This window comes from Cupriavidus sp. 2SB (assembly GCF_005503625.1).
Lineage (GTDB): Bacteria > Pseudomonadota > Gammaproteobacteria > Burkholderiales > Burkholderiaceae > Cupriavidus.
In genome coordinates, this window is sequence record NZ_SCMX01000068.1 from 1 (window position 1) to 17,770 (window position 17,770).

15 protein-coding genes are annotated in these 17,770 nt (G+C 63.5%); 6 read left to right on the forward strand and 9 right to left on the reverse strand.

Annotated elements, in window-relative coordinates; translation table 11 throughout:
- Positions 1–210: 210 nt before the first annotated feature.
- The 5 genes from FFS21_RS24650 to FFS21_RS24670 are packed head-to-tail and all read right to left on the reverse strand — an operon-like array spanning position 211 to position 5,552.
- Positions 211–1,293, reverse strand: coding sequence for a CobW family GTP-binding protein (locus FFS21_RS24650; RefSeq protein WP_137927330.1), 1,083 nt, complete (start codon positions 1,291–1,293; stop codon positions 211–213).
- Positions 1,290–1,916, reverse strand: coding sequence for a UbiX family flavin prenyltransferase (locus tag FFS21_RS24655; RefSeq protein ID WP_137927331.1), 627 nt, complete (start codon positions 1,914–1,916; stop codon positions 1,290–1,292). The genes FFS21_RS24650 and FFS21_RS24655 overlap by 4 nt, the downstream gene beginning before the upstream one ends.
- On the reverse strand, positions 1,913–4,198 hold the full coding sequence (locus tag FFS21_RS24660; protein WP_137927332.1) for a xanthine dehydrogenase family protein molybdopterin-binding subunit: 2,286 nt from the start codon (positions 4,196–4,198) through the stop codon (positions 1,913–1,915). Before FFS21_RS24660 ends, FFS21_RS24655 begins: the two co-directional genes overlap by 4 nt.
- Positions 4,195–4,692, reverse strand: a complete 498-nt coding sequence (locus tag FFS21_RS24665) for a (2Fe-2S)-binding protein (protein ID WP_137927333.1) — start codon at positions 4,690–4,692, stop codon at positions 4,195–4,197. Before FFS21_RS24665 ends, FFS21_RS24660 begins: the two co-directional genes overlap by 4 nt.
- Positions 4,692–5,552 carry an FAD binding domain-containing protein gene (locus FFS21_RS24670; RefSeq protein WP_137927334.1) on the reverse strand — a complete coding sequence of 287 codons (861 nt, stop codon included), beginning with the start codon at positions 5,550–5,552 and terminating at the stop codon, positions 4,692–4,694. Before FFS21_RS24670 ends, FFS21_RS24665 begins: the two co-directional genes overlap by 1 nt.
- Before the next feature lie 182 nt (positions 5,553–5,734).
- On the opposite strand from FFS21_RS24670, the gene FFS21_RS24675 reads away from it, so the two are divergent.
- Positions 5,735–6,649: a LysR family transcriptional regulator gene (locus tag FFS21_RS24675; protein ID WP_137927335.1), complete on the forward strand. Its 915-nt coding sequence runs from the start codon at positions 5,735–5,737 to the stop codon at positions 6,647–6,649.
- Positions 6,650–6,809: 160 nt separating this feature from the next.
- On the opposite strand, the gene FFS21_RS24680 is transcribed toward FFS21_RS24675, so the two are convergent.
- From FFS21_RS24680 to FFS21_RS24695, 4 genes are all read right to left on the reverse strand, one after another.
- Positions 6,810–8,198, reverse strand: coding sequence for a nucleobase:cation symporter-2 family protein (locus FFS21_RS24680; RefSeq protein WP_137927336.1), 1,389 nt, complete (start codon positions 8,196–8,198; stop codon positions 6,810–6,812).
- Positions 8,199–8,429: 231 nt separating this feature from the next.
- On the reverse strand, positions 8,430–9,848 hold the full coding sequence (locus FFS21_RS24685; RefSeq protein WP_137927337.1) for a UbiD family decarboxylase: 1,419 nt from the start codon (positions 9,846–9,848) through the stop codon (positions 8,430–8,432).
- A gap of 120 nt (positions 9,849–9,968) precedes the next feature.
- Entirely contained in the window at positions 9,969–10,883 is a 915-nt protein-coding gene (locus tag FFS21_RS24690) for an amidohydrolase family protein (protein WP_137927338.1), read from the reverse strand.
- Between the two features lie 40 nt (positions 10,884–10,923).
- Complete coding sequence (locus tag FFS21_RS24695) at positions 10,924–11,826, reverse strand: amidohydrolase family protein (RefSeq protein ID WP_137927339.1); 903 nt, start codon at positions 11,824–11,826, stop codon at positions 10,924–10,926.
- Positions 11,827–12,137: 311 nt separating this feature from the next.
- On the opposite strand from FFS21_RS24695, the gene FFS21_RS24700 reads away from it, so the two are divergent.
- The 5 genes from FFS21_RS24700 (at position 12,138) to FFS21_RS24720 (ending at position 17,767) form a co-directional block, all read left to right on the forward strand.
- A complete protein-coding gene (locus FFS21_RS24700; RefSeq protein ID WP_137927340.1) occupies positions 12,138–13,145 on the forward strand; it encodes a formylglycine-generating enzyme family protein in 1,008 nt (335 codons plus the stop codon).
- Between the two features lie 294 nt (positions 13,146–13,439).
- Positions 13,440–14,663 (forward strand): MFS transporter, encoded by a 1,224-nt coding sequence (locus tag FFS21_RS24705; RefSeq protein ID WP_137927341.1) that lies wholly within the window; start codon positions 13,440–13,442, stop codon positions 14,661–14,663.
- A 94-nt stretch (positions 14,664–14,757) separates the two neighbouring features.
- Positions 14,758–15,105 (forward strand): cation efflux protein, CzcI family, encoded by a 348-nt coding sequence (gene czcI / locus FFS21_RS32740; protein WP_137927342.1) that lies wholly within the window; start codon positions 14,758–14,760, stop codon positions 15,103–15,105.
- A gap of 135 nt (positions 15,106–15,240) precedes the next feature.
- Complete coding sequence (locus tag FFS21_RS24715) at positions 15,241–16,440, forward strand: TolC family protein (protein WP_502705196.1); 1,200 nt, start codon at positions 15,241–15,243, stop codon at positions 16,438–16,440.
- Positions 16,441–16,468: 28 nt separating this feature from the next.
- Positions 16,469–17,767 carry an efflux RND transporter periplasmic adaptor subunit gene (locus FFS21_RS24720; RefSeq protein WP_137927344.1) on the forward strand — a complete coding sequence of 433 codons (1,299 nt, stop codon included), beginning with the start codon at positions 16,469–16,471 and terminating at the stop codon, positions 17,765–17,767.
- Positions 17,768–17,770: the final 3 nt, after the last annotated feature.

Consider the following 17,770-nt stretch of genomic DNA (forward strand, 5'->3'; position numbering starts at 1 on the left):
GGGCGGGGGAGAGGGCCAGCGACGCAAATTGCGACGTGGTTGGCAAGCAGAGCCTCCGGCCCTCTCCCCCAGCCCCTCTCCCATTGCATGGGAGAGGGGAGCAAACCAACAGCGGTCGATATGCCCCTCCAAACAAAAAAAGCGCAGCCCCCCAAAACGTGGGCTGCGCCAAGCACCCATCGGTATCGCGATGGGGTCCCAGAGACTGCGTTATGCCGCGACCTGTGCTGGCTGGCACACGCGCAGAAGCGTTTGCAGCCGGGCGCGATCCAGGTTGCGGCCGATGAAGACGAACTTGCTTTCGCGTGGCTGATTGCCCCACGCATCCGCCGGGTGAAAATCCATCAGCCGGTGCACGGCCTGCAGCACGTGGCGCTGTTCATCGTCCTGCACGGCGACGATGCCCTTCATGCGGAACACATCGTCACCTTGTGCAGCCAGCAGCGCGCGCAACGCGTGTTCCAGCCGCTGGCGGTCAAACGGCACATCGAAGACCAGCGACACCGATGACACCGACGGATCATGCCGGTGCGCATGCTCGTCATCGTCATGCGCGTGATCGCACAGTTCATCGCAGACGTGATCGGCATCGTGGTCATGGCCGTGATGATGGTCATGCGTGTCATCAGGCAGTTGTGCCAGGCCCGGCGTGAAGCCGCCGATACCAAGAATGCGCGACAGATCCACCTGCGCATAGTTGGAGCGCACGATCTGCGCGCCTTCGTTCAGATGATGCAACCGTGTGGTCAGCGCATCGAGCCGTGCATCGGACACCAGATCGCACTTGTTCAGGATGATGCGATCCGCCGCGACGATCTGGTCCACCGCCTGGTTGTCGAAACCCGACAGCTTCGGATCGTCGAGATGGTCTTCGATATGCACCGCATCCACCAGCGTCAGGATGCCGTCGAGCGTGACCTGCTTTGCCACGTCGTTATCCATGAAGAACGTGGCGGCAACCGGTGTGGGGTCGGCCAGTCCGCTGGTCTCCACGAGGATATGGTCGAAGCGCTCGGGCCGCTCCAGCAGCGTTTGCAGGATGCGCACGAGGTCTGTACGCACATCCACCACGCAGCAGATACACCCATTGGTCATCTGGTAGATCTCTTCATCGGATGTCATGACGAGATCCGAATCGACATCGACTTCACCGAATTCGTTTTCGATCACGGCAATGCGGTGTCCGTGCTTCTCCGTGAGAATGTGGTTCAGCAGCGTGGTCTTGCCGGCACCGAGAAAGCCGGTCAGGATCGTGACGGGAACGGGCGGCAGGGCTTGGTGGTTGTGGGTCATGGCGTCTCCGGGATAAGTTCTTCGTTGGTATGGGGTGTGAGCGCGGCACGCATGCCGGCCCATCGTGAAACAAGGCCCGCGTGATCGATGCCGAACAGGTCGAGCACACGGCCCACGGTGTGGTTGACGATGTCGTCAACGTGCTGGGGATGCGTATAGAACGCAGGCACCGGTGGCATGACAATGGCGCCCATCTCGGTCACCGTGGTCATGTTGCGCAGATGCACGAGGTGCAGCGGTGTTTCGCGCGCCAGCAGCACGAGCTTGCGCCGCTCCTTGAGCATGACGTCGGCGGTGCGCGCGATGAGGTTGTCCGCGAGGCCCGTCGCCACGGCGGCGAGCGTGCGCATCGAACACGGCGCAATCACCATGCCGTCGCAGCGAAACGATCCGCTTGCCACACTGGCACCGATATCGCGCACGTTGTGGACGACACCGGCGATTCGTTCGACATCCGCGCGTTGCATCCCGAGTTCGTGATGCAAGGTCAGTAGTCCTGACGATGAACAGATCAGGTGCGTCTCGCAGTCATCGTTCATCGCCAGCGCCTGCAACAATCGCACGCCATACACCGCGCCGCTCGCGCCGGTGATTGCGACGACGACCCGGCGCGCGGTGCTCATGCTGCAACCTCCGCCGCACGTTTCGCAGCCAGCGCCTGCAATACCTGCTCGGGCTTGATCGGGTAGTGGCGGAAGCGCACGCCAATCGCATCGAACACGGCATTGGCGATGGCCGGTCCAATGGCGACAATCGGATCTTCGCCCACGCCCTTCGCGCCGAACGGGCCGCCCGGATCGGGCGCGGCTTCGAGCAGCACGGTGCGAATCTCGGGCATGTCCATCGCCAGCGGCATCTTGTAGTCGACAAAGTTGGCGTTGAGCGAGCGGCCCGTCTGCATGTCGATCTGATAGTCCTCGTACAGCGTGTGGCCGATGCCCTGCTGGATGCCACCTTCGATCTGTCCCGCAGCCGCCACCGGATGAATGACCTTGCCGATGTCATGCACTGGCACCACCTGCTTGACCGTGATGAAGCCCGTCTCCGTATCGACCTCGACTTCCGCAAAATGCGCCGCGAACGAATACGACTTGGTCGGGTGATACGTGGCGGTGCCGACGAACTGCGCTGCAGGCAAGCCTTTGCGTGGCATCACGGCCTCGCGCACGGTCAGCGTCGGACCCTCGCGGCCGACTACCGAAATCACGCCGTGTTCGATGACAAGCTGCGCCGGCTCCGCTTCCATCTGCTTGGCTGCACGCGCCAGCAACTGCGTCTTGATTTCCGTGGCGGCCATCTGCGCCGCGCGGCCCACCATATAGGTGGTATGACTCGCAAATGCGCCGATATCCCATGGCACCACATCGGTATCGCCATGCACCACGCTGACGGTCTCGAATGGAATCGCCAGTTCCTCTGCCACGATCTGTGCGAGCGCGGTATGCGCGCCCGTGCCAAGCCCGGCAGCACCGGTCAGCAGCACCACGGTGCCATCCTCGTTCATCTTGACGATGGCGTTGCCCTGCTCCTTGATGCCGGGATACGCGCTGCTGCCGTGCATCTCGCAGCCGATCCCCCATCCGCGCCGGATCACGCCTTGTTGCTGACGTGTGCGTGCGCGAGCCGCCTTCCAGTCGACCACCTCCATCCCTTTCTCGATGCACGCTTCGAGACCGTGTCCGATCAACGGATGATTCGACGGTGCGATATCGCCTTCCCGCACGGCATTCTTGAGCTTGAGTTCGGCGGGATCGATGCCGAGACGTTCGGCGGCCTCGTCCATCTGGATGTCGAGCGCGTAGTAGGTCTGCACCACGCCATAGCCGCGAAAGGCGCCGGCAATCGGGCTGTTGGTATAGACGCAGCGTCCTTCCAGCCGTACGTTCTCGCACCGATAGAGCGACACCATCGCCGCCGTGCCTACGTTCGTCACGCCGGGACCATGCGAACCGTAGGCGCCGGAATTGAACACCACCTTGGCTTCGCGCGCGGTGATCGTGCCATCGTTGCGAAAGCCCTGGCGCAGCCAGATCTTTGCGGGATGACGCGTGCGTCCGCCCGTGAAGGTTTCCTCACGCGTGTATTCCATGCGCACGGGGCGGTGCGTCTCGCGCGCCAGCAGCGCGCAGAGGAACTCGCTCTGAAACAGATCCTGCTTCGCGCCGAAGCCGCCGCCCATGTGATCGACCAGTACGCGCACCTTGTGCAGCGGCAGGCCCAGCACTTCGGCCATGATGCCGCGCACCATGAAGGCGGTTTGCGTGGAAATCCACACGGTCAGGTTGCCGTTGCCGTCCCAGCGGCACGTCAGCACGTTGGGTTCCATATAGGCCGGCGTGGGCCGGCCCCCTTCGTATTCGCCTTCGAGGATGAAGTCGGCTTCAGCAAAACCGCGCTCCACGTCGCCACGTTCGATGCGTACCGGCGGCAGCACGAGGTTGCCACCGGGTTCGCGGTCGTGGATCAACGTCGCACCGGGCGCGGCAGCGTCTTCCACCGTGAATGCTGCGGGCAGCGGTTCGTACTCGACTTCGATCAGTTCCACGGCACGCGCCGCAATCTCCTCGCTGATGGCTGCCACGGCGGCCACGCCTTCGCCCCAGTAACGCACCTTGTCGTCGAGGATGTACTGATCGCATGTCACCGATGCCGAGCGCGGGTGTGGCGAGCCGGCATGCAGCACGCGCGGCACGTTCTCGTGCGTGAGGACGGCCTTGACGCCGGGCAGCGCCAATGCAGCCGAGGTGTCGATGCGAACGATGCGCGCATGCGCCACGTTGCAGCGCTTCATCTTGGCGTGGAGCAGGCCGGCCATCGGCATGTCCGAGACGTACTTGGCGTTGCCGGTGACCTTGTCGAGCAGGTCTGTGCGCTTGACGCTATGTCCGATCACGGCATGAGTCATCGCGTCACCTCCGTCATGGGCAAACCTGCCATGTCTGCGGCGGCGCGCTCGATGGCTTCGATGATCTTGGTGTAACCGGTGCAGCGGCAGATGTTGCCGGCGATGGCAAAGCGAATTTCGTCGCGCGTCGGTTGCGGGTTGGCATCGAGCAACGCCTTGGCCGCCACGACGAAGCCGGGTGTGCAGAATCCGCACTGTGCAGCGCCGCAGCGCATGAACTGCTCCTGCACGGGATGCACGGCGTCGGGACTTGCCTGAACCCCTTCGATCGTGGTCAGGCTGCAACCGTGGGCTTCCGGCGCGAGCATCAGGCAACTGTTCATCGGCGTGCCGTTGACGAGGATCGTGCAGGAGCCGCATTCGCCGACATCGCAACCTTTCTTGGTGCCAGTGAGTCCGGCGTCGTCGCGCAATGCATCGAGCAACGTGCTGTGAGGTTCCACGGCGATTTCCATCGGCTCGCCGTTGATTTCGAGTGCAATCAGTTTGCGCATCAGAGCATCTCCAGGGCCTGGACAATGGCGCGGCGCGTCAGCACGCCCACCATCTCGCGGCGGTATTCGGCGCTTGCGCGCACATCGGTAATGGGGCGGGCATCTTCCATGGCCGTGTGCGCGGCCTGAAGTACCAGCGCATCGCTCAGGGAATGGCCGCGCAGCACGGCCTCGGCTTTCGCTGCGCGCAGGGGCTTCGGTCCCACGGCGGCGAGCACGATGCCCACATCGGTGCAGTGTCCGCGCTCGATCGTGATCGACACCGCCACGCCTACGGTTGCGAGTTCCATCTGCACGCGGCGCCCGTGCTTGAGATACGCCTTGCCGGTGTTCGGCGCCGGTGTGGGGATCGTGATGCGCGATACCAGTTCATCCACGCCGAGTGCGGTCTTGCCCGGCCCGGTAACGAACGCCTCGACGGACATCGACCGCGACCCATGGAGGCCGTAGAGGTGCACCTCGGCGCGGTCGGCAATCAGCGGCGCGAGTGAATCTGCCGAAGGCGAAGCGCGACACACGTTGCCGACGACGGTGGCGCGATTGCGCACCTGGATCGATGCGAAGTCCGTCACGGCGCGCGCCAGGCTCGCATAGTGGCGGCGCACGGCATAGCTGGTTTCCACTTCGCGCGTGGTCACCAGTGCGCCAATGCGCAATCCTTCGGCGGGATCGAAGGACAGCACATCCATGCCCGGAATCTTCTTGATGTTGATGACGTGTGCGGGCTGGCGATGCGACTCCTTGATCTGCACGAGCAGGTCGGTGCCGCCGGCCAGTACGCTGGCGCGGCCACCGCAGCGCTGCAGCAGCGCAGAGGCTTCGGCCAGCGTGGCGGGTTCGAGGTATTCAAACGCTCTCATCTTCACTCCTGTGGAATGCCGTTGGCCCGTGCGCGAGTGGCGATGCCAGGAACGCTTGGCCGTCCCTGGATGATGGTTGGTGGACTCCCATCGGTAAATGCCCGGAATCGGATTTATTGATCGTGTTACCCTCTGAATCGACTGCCATCGCCAATACAACAGAGCAACAGAGCAGGGGAGACATGCCCGCAAACCTGAACGTTTCGCTGCGCCAGCTACGCGCTTTCATCGCCGTGGCCGAAGAACTTCACTTCACGCGCGCCGCCGAAAAACTGAACTTGTCGCAATCGTCGATCAGTGCATTGATCCACGAACTCGAAACACATCTGGGTCTGAAGCTGTTCGATCGCCATACACGGCTCATGCAGATCACGCAGGCCGGCGCGGAACTGCTGCCCATGGTGCGCAAGGCCGTTGCCGATATCGACAGCGTGCTCGACAGTTCCGTCGAACTGCGCACGCTGGGACGCGGACGCGTGTCGATTGCCGCGTCATCGATCCAGGCCGCGCTGATGCTGCCGCGCTTTATCCGCGAGTTCAGCGTGGGACATCCGGGCGTCAAGGTGGAACTGCACGACGTGGCCGAGGATGAAGTGCCGCGCATGGTCAGCGCGGGCGCGGTGGATTTCGGCATCGGCACGATTCCCGAGGGTCAGCCCGATCTCCTCGCGCACCGGCTCTCGTCCGACGCATTCGTCATCGTGATGCCGCCGAGCCATCCGCTGGCGCGCCGCCGCGAGTTGAAATGGGAGGACGTGGCGAAGCTGCCCGTGATTGGTCCCCATCGCGGCAACCCGATTCGCGATTGCCTCGACGCCGCGCTCGCCACGCACAACATCACGCTATCGCGCGTGCATGAGGTGTCGCTGCCGCTGACGATGGTGGGCATGGTCGATGCGGGACTCGGGATTGCGGTGATGAGTACTGCAGTGACGCGGTTGACATCGTCGCTTGGACTGGTGACGGTGATGCCGCAAGACCCGGTGATCTCGCGCGAGATTTCATTACTGACGCACGCGGATCGGTCGCTGTCGCCACCGGCGCAGAGCTTCCGGGAGTTGTTGATGCGACATCGGGGGGAGATGGGGAGGTCGTAGTTTCCCGCTTGGTTGCTCCCCTCTCCCGCAAGGCGGGAGAGGGGTCGGGGGAGAGGGCCAGCAGTTCAAACTGCGATATCGGCAAGCAGAACCGCCCGCCCTCTCCCCCGCCCCTCTCCCATTGCATGGGAGAGGGGAGAAAACCGAGAGGGGTTCAACCTCAAGCCATCTTCTTCCCCATCATCTGCGGTGCGCTTTCCCCCCGCACGTTGAACAACAAATTCAACAACACCGCACTCAACGTCCCCAACAGAATCCCGTTCTGGCAGAACTTCGCTGCAAGCTCGGGCAACTGCGCAAAGAACTTGTCTGCCACCAGCGGAATCATGCCGAGTGCGATGCTCACGGCCACGATGTACGCGTTCTTCTTGTTCTCGACAAAGTCCACGTGCCCGAGAATGCGTACCCCCGTGGCTGCCACCATGCCGAACATCACCAGCGCCGCACCGCCGAGCACATAGGTCGGAATAGATGCAGCAAAGAACGCCAGCTTCGGCAGGCAGCCCAGCACCACGAGGATGCCGCCCGCCGCTGCGCAGACCCAGCGGCTGCGTACGCCGGTGACCTGGACCAGTCCCACATTCTGCGCATACGACGTGTACGTGAACGTGTTGAACACCGCGCCCACCAACGCACCCACCCCATCGGCGCGCAGGCCGCGTGCGAGATCGTCGGGCGTGACGGGCCGTTCGACGATCTCGCCGAGCGCCAGGAACTGCCCCACCCCTTCGATCATGATGACCACCATCACCACACAAAGTGTGATGGCGGTCATCAGGTCGAAGGTCGGCCAGCCGAAGTGGAACGGCGTGATCAACGCCACCCAGTCCGCCGCATGCACGCCGGTGAAGCTGACCTTGCCCATTGCCACGGCGATGACGAACCCGACGGTGATGCCGATCAGCACGGCGATATTGCAGAGAAAGCCGCGAAAGAACGCGATCATGCCGAGCACGGTCAGCAGCACGACCGTGGCGATGCCGATATGCAGTGGCAATCCGTATGCGGGATTCGGCACCGGGCCGGCGGGCGTGCTGAGCGTGGGATTGCCACCCGCAGCCCAGTTCACCCCCACGCGCATCAGCGAGATGCCGATGACTAGCACCACGGTGCCTGTCACCACGGGCGGAAACCAGCGGATCATCTTGCTCACGTAAGGCGCGGCAATCAGCGTGAAGATGCCTGCGACCATCACCGCACCGAACACGGCTGGCAGGCCGAGCGATGGATTCGATCCCGTGGCGATGATCGGTGCGATGGCCGTGAACGTCACGCCCATCATCACGGGCAGGCGGATGCCGATTTTCCAGATGCCGATGCTCTGGATCATCGTCACCAATCCGCAGCAGAACAGGTCCGCCGCAATCAGGAACGCGATCTGGTCCTTGGGAAGATGCAGTGCGCCGCCGATGATGAGCGGCACGGCGATGGCGCCCGCATACATCACGAGCACGTGCTGGAGGCCGAGCGCGGCCAGGCGTAGCGGGGGCAGGACTTCATCGACCGGATGCACCGGAGCGACATTGCGCGAGGTGTGTTGGGGGGTCATGCTGTCTCCTTCGTCTTCCAGGCCGGAACTGCCCCACATGGTTGGTCGGAGGAGGAGCCACAGTTGCCGCCCCCGTGGTCTGTGCCACGTCTCTCGCCACCTGCGTATTGTCTTTGGGGCAGCATGCCAGCCGCCGGACATGGGGTAAATGGGGCGCAGCGGATGATTCGATCGGGTTAGACGATCAATGCCGCAGGGCGCCGTACTTGTGTACGTTTCCGAACGTCCGGGTCAGTGTTTTCCCGGATCGATACGGGCCAGCAACGCCGCCGCGCGTGCCATGGCGTCCGTGCCGATCTGCGCGCGGATGCCGTCGAAGTTCGGCCCGCGCGTGGCATCGAGTCCCATGCGCGATGTGGTGCCCGCACCCGATGCGGAGGGATCGAGCGCGCTGCCGGGCAGGCCATCGACCACCACCACGTCAAGATGTGGCTGCAGATGCGTGGCGATGGCCCACAGCACCTGCTCGTCGCGCGTGATATCGACATCCTCGTCCACGGCCACCACGGTCTTCAGGTACGGGTCCCAGCCAAGCAGACCGAGCATCACCTGCCGCGCTTCGCCAGGACGCGATTGCCGCAGTGCCACGTAGGCATGGAAGTGTGTGCCCGAACTGGGATAATGGACGGCGGTCACGGACGGGAAGCGTTCCTTGAGCTTCTCGACCATCTCCGACTCGCGGGGAATGCGCCCGAGGTTCAGGTGCTCCGCCGAATTGCCGCCCACCACATCCACGAGCCACGCATCGCTGCGCCGCATCACGGTTTCCACGCGGAACAGGTTGTTGGTCGAGCGATCCGACGAGTAACCCGTGAACTCGCCGAACGGTCCTTCCTCCACGCGCGCGGTGGGATCGAGCACACCTTCGAGCACGAACTCCGCATGCGCGGGCACGGCGATGCCGTAGCGCGGCGTGCGCACGACGTCGAGCGGTGCACCGAACAGTCCGCCCGCGACGTGGCGCTCGTCTACGCCGTATGGCAGGCGTGCCGCACCGGCGAGCATGAACAGCGGGTGCGCACCGATGACCATCGCTACCGGCAACGGCCGCCCCTGTTCGACAGCACGCTGGAACATGCGCCACAGATGGCCGCGCGAATGCAGGCTCGTCGCAATCTCGTTGGGCGAGTGCAGCATCGAGCGGTGATAGCTTGCATTGCCGAAGCCGAGTTCACGGTCCTCGGCAATCAGGATCGCATTGGTGATGTAGGGCCCGCGATCCGATGCGAAATGGCGGATCGTCGGCAGCGTTGTGAGATCGACCTGTTCCTGCACGATGGATGTCACCGCGCCGGATTCGAGGACGCGCGGCGGCATCGCGCGTCGGCTGCGCGCCTGATACTCGGCATGGATTCCCGCAGGCGATACGCCGCCGAGCATGCGACCCACGCGCTCGCGCGATGCGAACAGGTTGGTGACGAGTGGCGCGCCGAGTCCGCTCACCTGATCGCACACGACGATCGGATGACGATCCTGCGCGGCCAGCGCCCACACCAGCGCAGTAGGGTCCTGGTCGGCGCTCACGGGCTCGCGCACGGTCAATACATCGTCGGGGAATGCCGCACGATACGCGGCGAGGAAACTGTGAAAATCCTGCGAGGTGTCTTCGAACACCGGGCCGGAAGAACCGGAAGAAGATGAGGATGTCATGGCATGGCTCCAGAAGGAAAGGCCAATACCGTTGCCGCGCCCTGCGTCGCGTGAAGCGGCGCAGGGCGTGACCAGACGGGAGTTACTTATCGATGCATATCAGCGCATGCTTAGCGCATATCAGCGCGTGCTGGCGTAGGTGTCCTTCAGACGTGCCTGGGCTTCTTGCTGGGTCTTCGGCGGCGCGGTGGTTTCGATCCCCACCAGCCGCGCGATGTTGTTGCCCATGTAGTCTTCCAGCCCATCCTCGTCGAGATCCATGCCCTGCGGCGCGGGGCCACACAGCATTTCCAGCTCGCGCAGCCACATGCCCGGCTCGTTCGGCGGTGTATCCGTGCCGAACACGATCTTGTCGCGCGGCAACTGACGCGCAAACTCGACAATGCGTGACTGGAAGCACCAGCCCGATTCGCAGTACACGTTCGGCGTATCCATCGCCATCCAGAACGCCTCGAACGAATAGTTGCCGCCGGTCTGGATGCCGAAATGCCCGATGATGAAATTCACCATCGGAAACTCGCGGATCACCGGATAGAACATCGTCGGAATCGTGTACGGGCCGTCGCCGGTATGGATCAGCACCACGATGTTGTACTTGGCGCAGACCTTCATCGCGGGGCGCAGCCAGTCAAGCGCGCGGTCGGGTCGATAGCCGTGCATGTTGGCATGCAGCTTCAGCATCTTGAAGCCGTACTCCTTGATATGGAACTCCAGTTCCAGCGCGCCTTCTTCCGGACCCCAGCGCGGATTGAACGTGAAGTTGCCGATGAAACGATCCGGGTACTTCTGGCACAGGCTTGCCACGTAGGCCATGTAGTCGCGGATGCCTTCACGGCCACGACGGTTGCCGTCGCGATAACCCGTGTTGCCGGGCGGCGGCTGGATAAAGCCCATGTCGATGCGGCGCGGCTTGCCGTTGATCATGTAGGGGCCGTCCATCATCTTGAGCATGCGCTCGCCGTTGAAGGGCTCGCCCGTATGCCGCCATGCTTCGTCCACGAGGTTGGTGGGGTGCAGATGGGTGTCGATGATCATGTTCGTGTGCTCCGTCGAAATCTCGTTTTGCGTGGGAACGTCATGCAGCCAGGCGCGCTTTCGCTTCTTCCAGCGTGCGCGGTACGGGCGTCGGCTCCAGGCCGATCATGCGGGCGACGTTATTGCCGAGGTAGTCCTCAAGCGTGTCCTCATCGAGATTGAGCCCTTGCGGCGGCTCGAAGCAGAGCACTTCCAGCAGGCGCAGCCACATGCCGGGCTCGTTGGGCGGCGTATCGGAGCCGAACAGGATCTTGTGTTTCGGCAGCACCTTGGCGAACTCGACGATGCGCGATTGCAGGCACCAGCCGGATTCGCAATAGACGTTGGGCATGTCCATGGCCATCTGGAACGGCTCGAAGCAATACACGCCACCGGTCTGCACACCGAAGTGAGCCATGATGAAGTTCACGGTCGGGAACTCCTTGATCATCGGCACCCATTCGGTGGGAATGCTGTACGGGCCATCGCCGGTGTGCAGCTTGACCATGACGCCCAGTTCCGCGCATTTCTGCAACGCGGGGCGCAGCCAGTCGAGCGCGCGGTCCGGGCGGTAGGCGTGCATGTTGGCCTGGAACTGGACCATCTTGAAGCCCAGGTGCTTCACGTAGTGCTCGATGGCATTGACGCCGTTCTGCACGCCGCAGCGCGGGTTGTAGACGAAGCAGCCGATGAAACGGTCCGGATATTTCGCCACCATCTCGCGCGTGTAGCCCATGTACGCATCGATCGATTCGGCGCCGGATTTCTCGCCATCGGTGTACGTGTAGATGGTGTTGCCTTGCGGCGGCTGGATAAATGCCTTGTCGATGCGACGTGGCTTGCCGTTGATCGTGAACGGGCCATCCATCATCTGGATGAGACGCTCGCCGGTGAACGGATCGCCGTCGTGCCGCCAGGCCAGGTCGACCAGGTTGGTCGGATAACAGCTGGTGTCGATGATCATTGAGATCCCCTAACGATGACTCTGGTGAAAGACAGGGAGTCGTGTCAGGGAGGTGGGACCGGCCTGGTCGAACGCGCCACTGACAGGAACTCCGTCAGTGAGCAATCTCCAGATGAACGTCGCGGCATTGCGCCGCTGCTGTTCAATCGACCGCTTCTACCCACGCCGTCGTTATATAGCGTGCCGCGCACGGGCGTCAAGCGCGAGATGTGCTGCGCTGCACGAATATCGATAGCCGAAATCATTCGTTAGTGGCGCGCGCGTGGCTTCTTAGCATGACGGTCTTCCTGTTATCCGGTGCAGAGTGTGCGATGAGAAAAACAGTGGCGTGGGTGGTGCTTGGCGCGTTCGCCGTGGGGGCGGCGGCCACGCTTGCCGTGCGCGCCGTACCGTTGCATGCTTCGGCTCCGCTTGGCACGCCCGGCCAGTGCAGCGGGTACACGGGGCTGCCGCGGGAATGGCGCAAGGCGCGCACGGCCGGCATGGCACATGTACGCGGCGGCGAGTACGTACCGGGCACCACGCTCGGCTATCCCGATGAAAGACCAGCGGGCAAAGTCCGCGTGCGCGATTTCTGGATCGACCGCACGGAAGTCACCAACGCGCAGTTCGCCGCGTTCGTAAAGACCACGGGTTATGTCACCGATGCCGAGCGCGCGGGTGAAGCCGTGGTCTTCCACAAGCCGAGCGGCGAAGAACTGCAGTCGCGCCCCTACGCATGGTGGTCGATGGTGCGCGGCGCGGACTGGCGGCATCCGTCGGGCCCGACGTCATCGATCGAAGGCAAGGACAACCAGCCGGTGACACTGGTGACGCAGGCCGATGCGCGCGCCTATGCAACGTGGCTCGGTCGCGATCTGCCGACCGAGGATGAATGGGAGTACGCAGCAAAAGCCGGCGAATCCGGGCCTGCGTTGGAAACGATGCCGAACGATGCCAACGGTGTGCCCACTGCAAACTACTGGCAGGGCATTTTTCCGACGCTGAATAGCGCGAAGGATGGCTTCGATGGATTGGCGCCGGTCGGGTGCTACACGGCCAATGCGTTCGGGCTCTACGACATGATTGCGAATGCGTGGGAATGGACGGGCGATGTTTATACCGGGCCGCGCCAGTCGCATGCGAATGGGGATACGGCGTATGTGGCCGCGCAATCATCGCGCAGGGCTCGCGATACGCGGATGGCAGTGATCAAGGGTGGGTCGTTCCTCTGCGCGCCGGATTTTTGTGTTCGCTATCGTGCATCGGCGAGGGAGCCTGCAGAGCGGGATTTGCCGACTTCGCATATTGGATTCAGGACGGTGTTGCGGGGCGGGTGAGTCTTACCTTCGCCCGTCGCATGCGCTCCCCCACGGCTTGCTCCCCTCTCCCGCCATGCGGGAGAGGGGTTGGGGGAGAGGGCCGGCGGTGCAATCATCGACAAGTCGCAATTTGCACTGCAAGCCCTCTCCCCCGCCCCTCTCCCACTTCGCGGGAGAGGGGAGAAAGTCAAAATCCGCGTTCCATACTGCCAGGCAACACCCCCTACGCGTTGTCGCCAATAACGCATCTACGCGATTTGCTGCAAAATCGGGAACTTCGCATTCCGCCCCGCCCCCACGGAGCTTCCCGTCATGTCTCGGCTGTCTTCCCTGCGCCCCGTGTTGCCTATTCTCATTGGCGCATCCGTGATGTTGTCCCTCGCCATGGGTCTGCGACAAAGCCTGGGAATCTTCGTGCCGCCGCTGACGCGTGACGTCGGGATCTCGGTGGGTGACTTCACCATTGCCGTAGCAATCCAGAATCTCACATGGGGCATCCTGCAGCCGATTGCCGGTGCGCTGGCGGTGCGCGTCGGGTTTCGTCCGCTGATGGTCGGTGGTTCCGCGTTGTATCTGCTGGGACTCGTGCTGCTGGCGTCCGCGCATTCGCTGCTGTTCGTGATCATCGGTGCCGGATTGCTGATCGGCACCGCCATGGCAACGACGGGCACGGCCATGGCGATGGCCACGGCATCGAGCGCGGTGTCGCCGCAGATGCGCAGCATGGTGCTGGGTTTCGTGTCCGCATCCGGTTCACTGGGCGCGATGCTGGCCGCGCCGATTGGGCAGGCGATTACGCAGGACTGGGGATGGCGCATGGGCGTGGCGGCGTTCGTCGTGCTGGCCATCGTGATGTTGCCGGCCGCATGGACAGCGGGCCGGGTAGACAAGTCACGGCCGCCGCTTGATGCCCGACAGGCAGAACAGAGTGGACGCCAGGCGTTGATGACCGCGCTGCGCCATCCGCCTTTCCTCGTGATGGCATTCGCCTACACGGTCTGCGGCATGCAACTGGTTTTCCTGACCACGCACCTCCCGGCCTATCTCGATATCTGCGGCATGGACCCGATGCTCTCCGCGCAGGCGCTGGGCCTGATCGGCGGGTTCAATGTACTGGGCAGCCTGTTCTTCGGATGGGCCGGCGGACGCGTGAACAAGCTGCTGCTGCTCGGCTGCATCTACATGCTCCGGTCGGTCGGATTCATCTGGTTCTTCCATACCCTGCCGACGCCCGGCAGCACGATGGTCTTCGCGTCGGTAATGGGATTTCTCTGGCTTGGTGTGTCGCCGCTGGTGCAAGGGTGGATCGCCCAGACCTTCGGGCTGCGGTGGCAGGCGATGATCGCCGGGGTGGCATTCTTCAGCCATCAGCTTGGCAGCTTTATCGGCGCTTTTGGCGGCGGATGGCTGTACGACCTGATGTCGAACTATTCGATGGCGTGGAAGATCGGCGCCGGTCTGGGGCTGACCGCGGGTGCGATCCAGATTGGCTTTGCGCTGCGCTCGCGCACGCAGGCGCCGCGACTGGCTGTGTAGCCCTTGAGGCGCGCGGTTGTCGCCATATCGTAATGCGGCGGGTATCCGGATTGCGGTATCCTTGCGCCGACCCTCTTCTCAAACCTCCAGCTGGATGCGTCGATTTTTTCTGATTTGTCTGTTGCTCGTTTTGCCGTTCCAGTTTTCCTGGGCGGCAGCGGCTCGCTATTGCCAGCACGAATCGGCAGTGGCGTCGTGGCATCTCGGACATCACGATCATCGTCATCAGGCCGCGCAGGGGGATTCGGAGAAGGAAAAGGCCGGGGTTGCCGATACTGACTGTGGCGTCTGCCACATCGTTTCGGTCCCGCTGGCCTTTGGCACGTTCGTGGATAGCGGAGATGCGCGGTTCCAGGACGTGAGCATTCCCCCGCACGTCTGGCCCTTCTCCTCGCGCGGCCCCACCGCGCCGGATCGTCCGCAGTGGCTTCGTCTCGTTTAACGGCGAGACGCACCCTTCACAATTCCGAGTCGTTTCGCCGAATTTCCCAGTCATTTTTCCTGGTGCAATTCGATGCGAAGAATCCTCACGCCGCTTGGGCTGGCGGCCGTATTTCATAGCCCGTTTCTGATCTCGATGCCTGCGATGGCGCAGGCGCCCGCGAACGTATCCGTCGCCTCCCCCGTGGAAGGTGCCGGACCGCTCGGCCTCGATGCCGCGCTCTCGCTGGCGGCGGCCAGCAATTTCACGCTGTCGGCGGCCGGCAAGGAGCTGGATTCCACCGAGGGCGGCATCATGCAGGCCCGTACGATTCCGAATCCGGAAATCTCGGCAAGCATGGAAGACACGCGCAAGTCGACGCGCAGCACTACCGCGCAGGCCAATATCCCCATTGAACTGGGTGGCAAGCGCTCCGCGCGCATCGGCGCGGCAGAACGCGCACGCGAGGTAGCGCAGGCCAGCCTGGCGAGTGTCCGCGCCGATATCCGCGCGCAGGTTATCGAATCGTTCTTCTCGGTATTGATTGCGCAGGAGCGCGTGAAGCTCGCCAACGGATCGGCAGATATCGCGCGGCGCGGCGCGCAGGCGGCGGCGCGGCGTGTGGCGGCTGGCAAGATTTCACCGGTCGACGAGACCAAGGCGCGCGTGGAGCAGGCCAATGCCGAGTTGGAACTGGCCGAAGCCACCGCGAGCCTGATGTCGGCGCGTCAGTCGCTGTCGGCACTTTGGGGCAACACGGCGCCGCAATTCTCCGAAGCACAGGGCGATCTGGATGCGTTGCCATCCCGGCCCGCACCGGCCGCCTTGCAGAAGGCGCTCGACGACTCGCCGCTCGTGGCGATGAGCCGCGCGGAACTGGATCGGCGCGAGGCGGTGGTGGGCGTGGAACGTAGCCGCCAGTATCCCGACCTCACGCTGAGCCTCGGCGCCAAGCGCGACAACGATGCCAACCGCAATATGGCGGTGATCGGCGTGGCCATTCCGCTGCCGCTATTCGACCGCAACCAGGGCAACCTGTATCAGGCGATCCGTCAGGCGGACAAGGCGCAGGACGAGTATCTCGCCAATCGCATCGCGCTATCGCGCACGTTGCTGCAGGCGTCGAACCAGCTTTCCGTGTCGCGGGATTCGGCGCGGACGCTCAAGGACACCGTGCTGCCCGCTGCCGAACAGGCGTTCAACGCGGCGACCATCGGTTTCGATGCAGGCAAGTTCAGCTATCTCGACGTGCTCGACGCGCAGCGCACCCTGTTCCAGGCTCGCATCCGCTATCTCGGCGTGCTGGGCCAGACCTACCAGTCCGCGACGACGATCGATCGCATCCTCGGACACTAAAGCGGCGTACGTTCAGACGGAATTCATCATGGCAATCACGAAGAAACAAAAGACCGCGATCGCGGCAATCATCCTGGTAGGGGCGCTCGCCACTGGCGCTGCGCTGTTCACGAACATCGGCGGCAGTAGCGGCGGGCACGACGACGAGCATGCGCACGAGAAGGAGCATGCACACGAGAAAGAGCATGCGCATGACGAGAAGGAGCACGCGCACGACGAGAAGCACGACGACAAGGCGCAGCACGGCAAGGAAGAGGCAGACGCCAAGGGCGGCAAGGACGCCCAGGAAGCGGGGACCCCGGACAGGATCGCGCTGACTGCGGAGCAGATCGCGAAGGCTGGCATCGTCGTGCAGGCGGCAGGTGCCGCGCAGGTGTCATCGGGCGTGGAATTTCCCGGCGAGATCCGCTTCAACGAAGACCGCACCGCCCACGTGGTGCCAAGACTGGCGGGTGTGGTCGAAAGCGTACCCGCGAACATCGGGCAACAGGTAAAGAAAGGACAGGTGCTTGCCGTGCTCGCCAGCACCACGCTGTCCGATCAGCGCAGCGAGCTGCTGGCGGCGCAGCGGCGCCTGGAACTGGCACGCACCACGCATGATCGGGAAAAGAAGCTCTGGGAAGGGAAGATTTCCGCGGAGCAGGATTACCTCGTGGCGCGCAACGCGCTGCAGGAGGCGCAGATCGCGGTGCAGAACGCGCAGCAGAAACTGACGGCGGTGGGCGCATCGACCAGTTCGTCGGCACTGAATCGCTATGAACTGCGCGCGCCGTTCGACGGCATGATCGTGGAGAAGCACATCTCGCTGGGCGAGGCCGTGGCGGATAACACGAACGTCTTCACGCTGTCGGATCTCTCGGCGGTATGGGCGGAGTTCGTGGTGTCGGCGCAGGATCTCGACCGGGTGCGGCTTGGCGCGAAGGTCGAGGTTCGTTCGACCGCGTTCGATGGCAAGGCCGAGGGCACGGTGTCGTATGTGGGCTCGCTGCTCGGTGAACAGACGCGCACCGCCAAGGCGCGCGTGACGCTCACCAATCCGCAAATGGCATGGCGTCCGGGCTTGTTCGTCACGGTCCGCGTGATCGGTGCCGCCGTGGACGTGCCCGTTGCCGTACCGGCCGATGCCATACAGGAAGTGGAAGGGAAGACCGTGGTGTTCCTCTCGGCGCCGGACGGATTCACGATGCGCGCCGTGAAGGTCGGACGCACCAACGGCAAGGTCGTCGAAATCGTGGAAGGACTCGATGCCGGCGCACGCATCGCCACGGCCAACAGTTTCGTGCTGAAGGCCGAACTCGGCAAGTCCAGCGCCGAGCATAGCCACTGAACC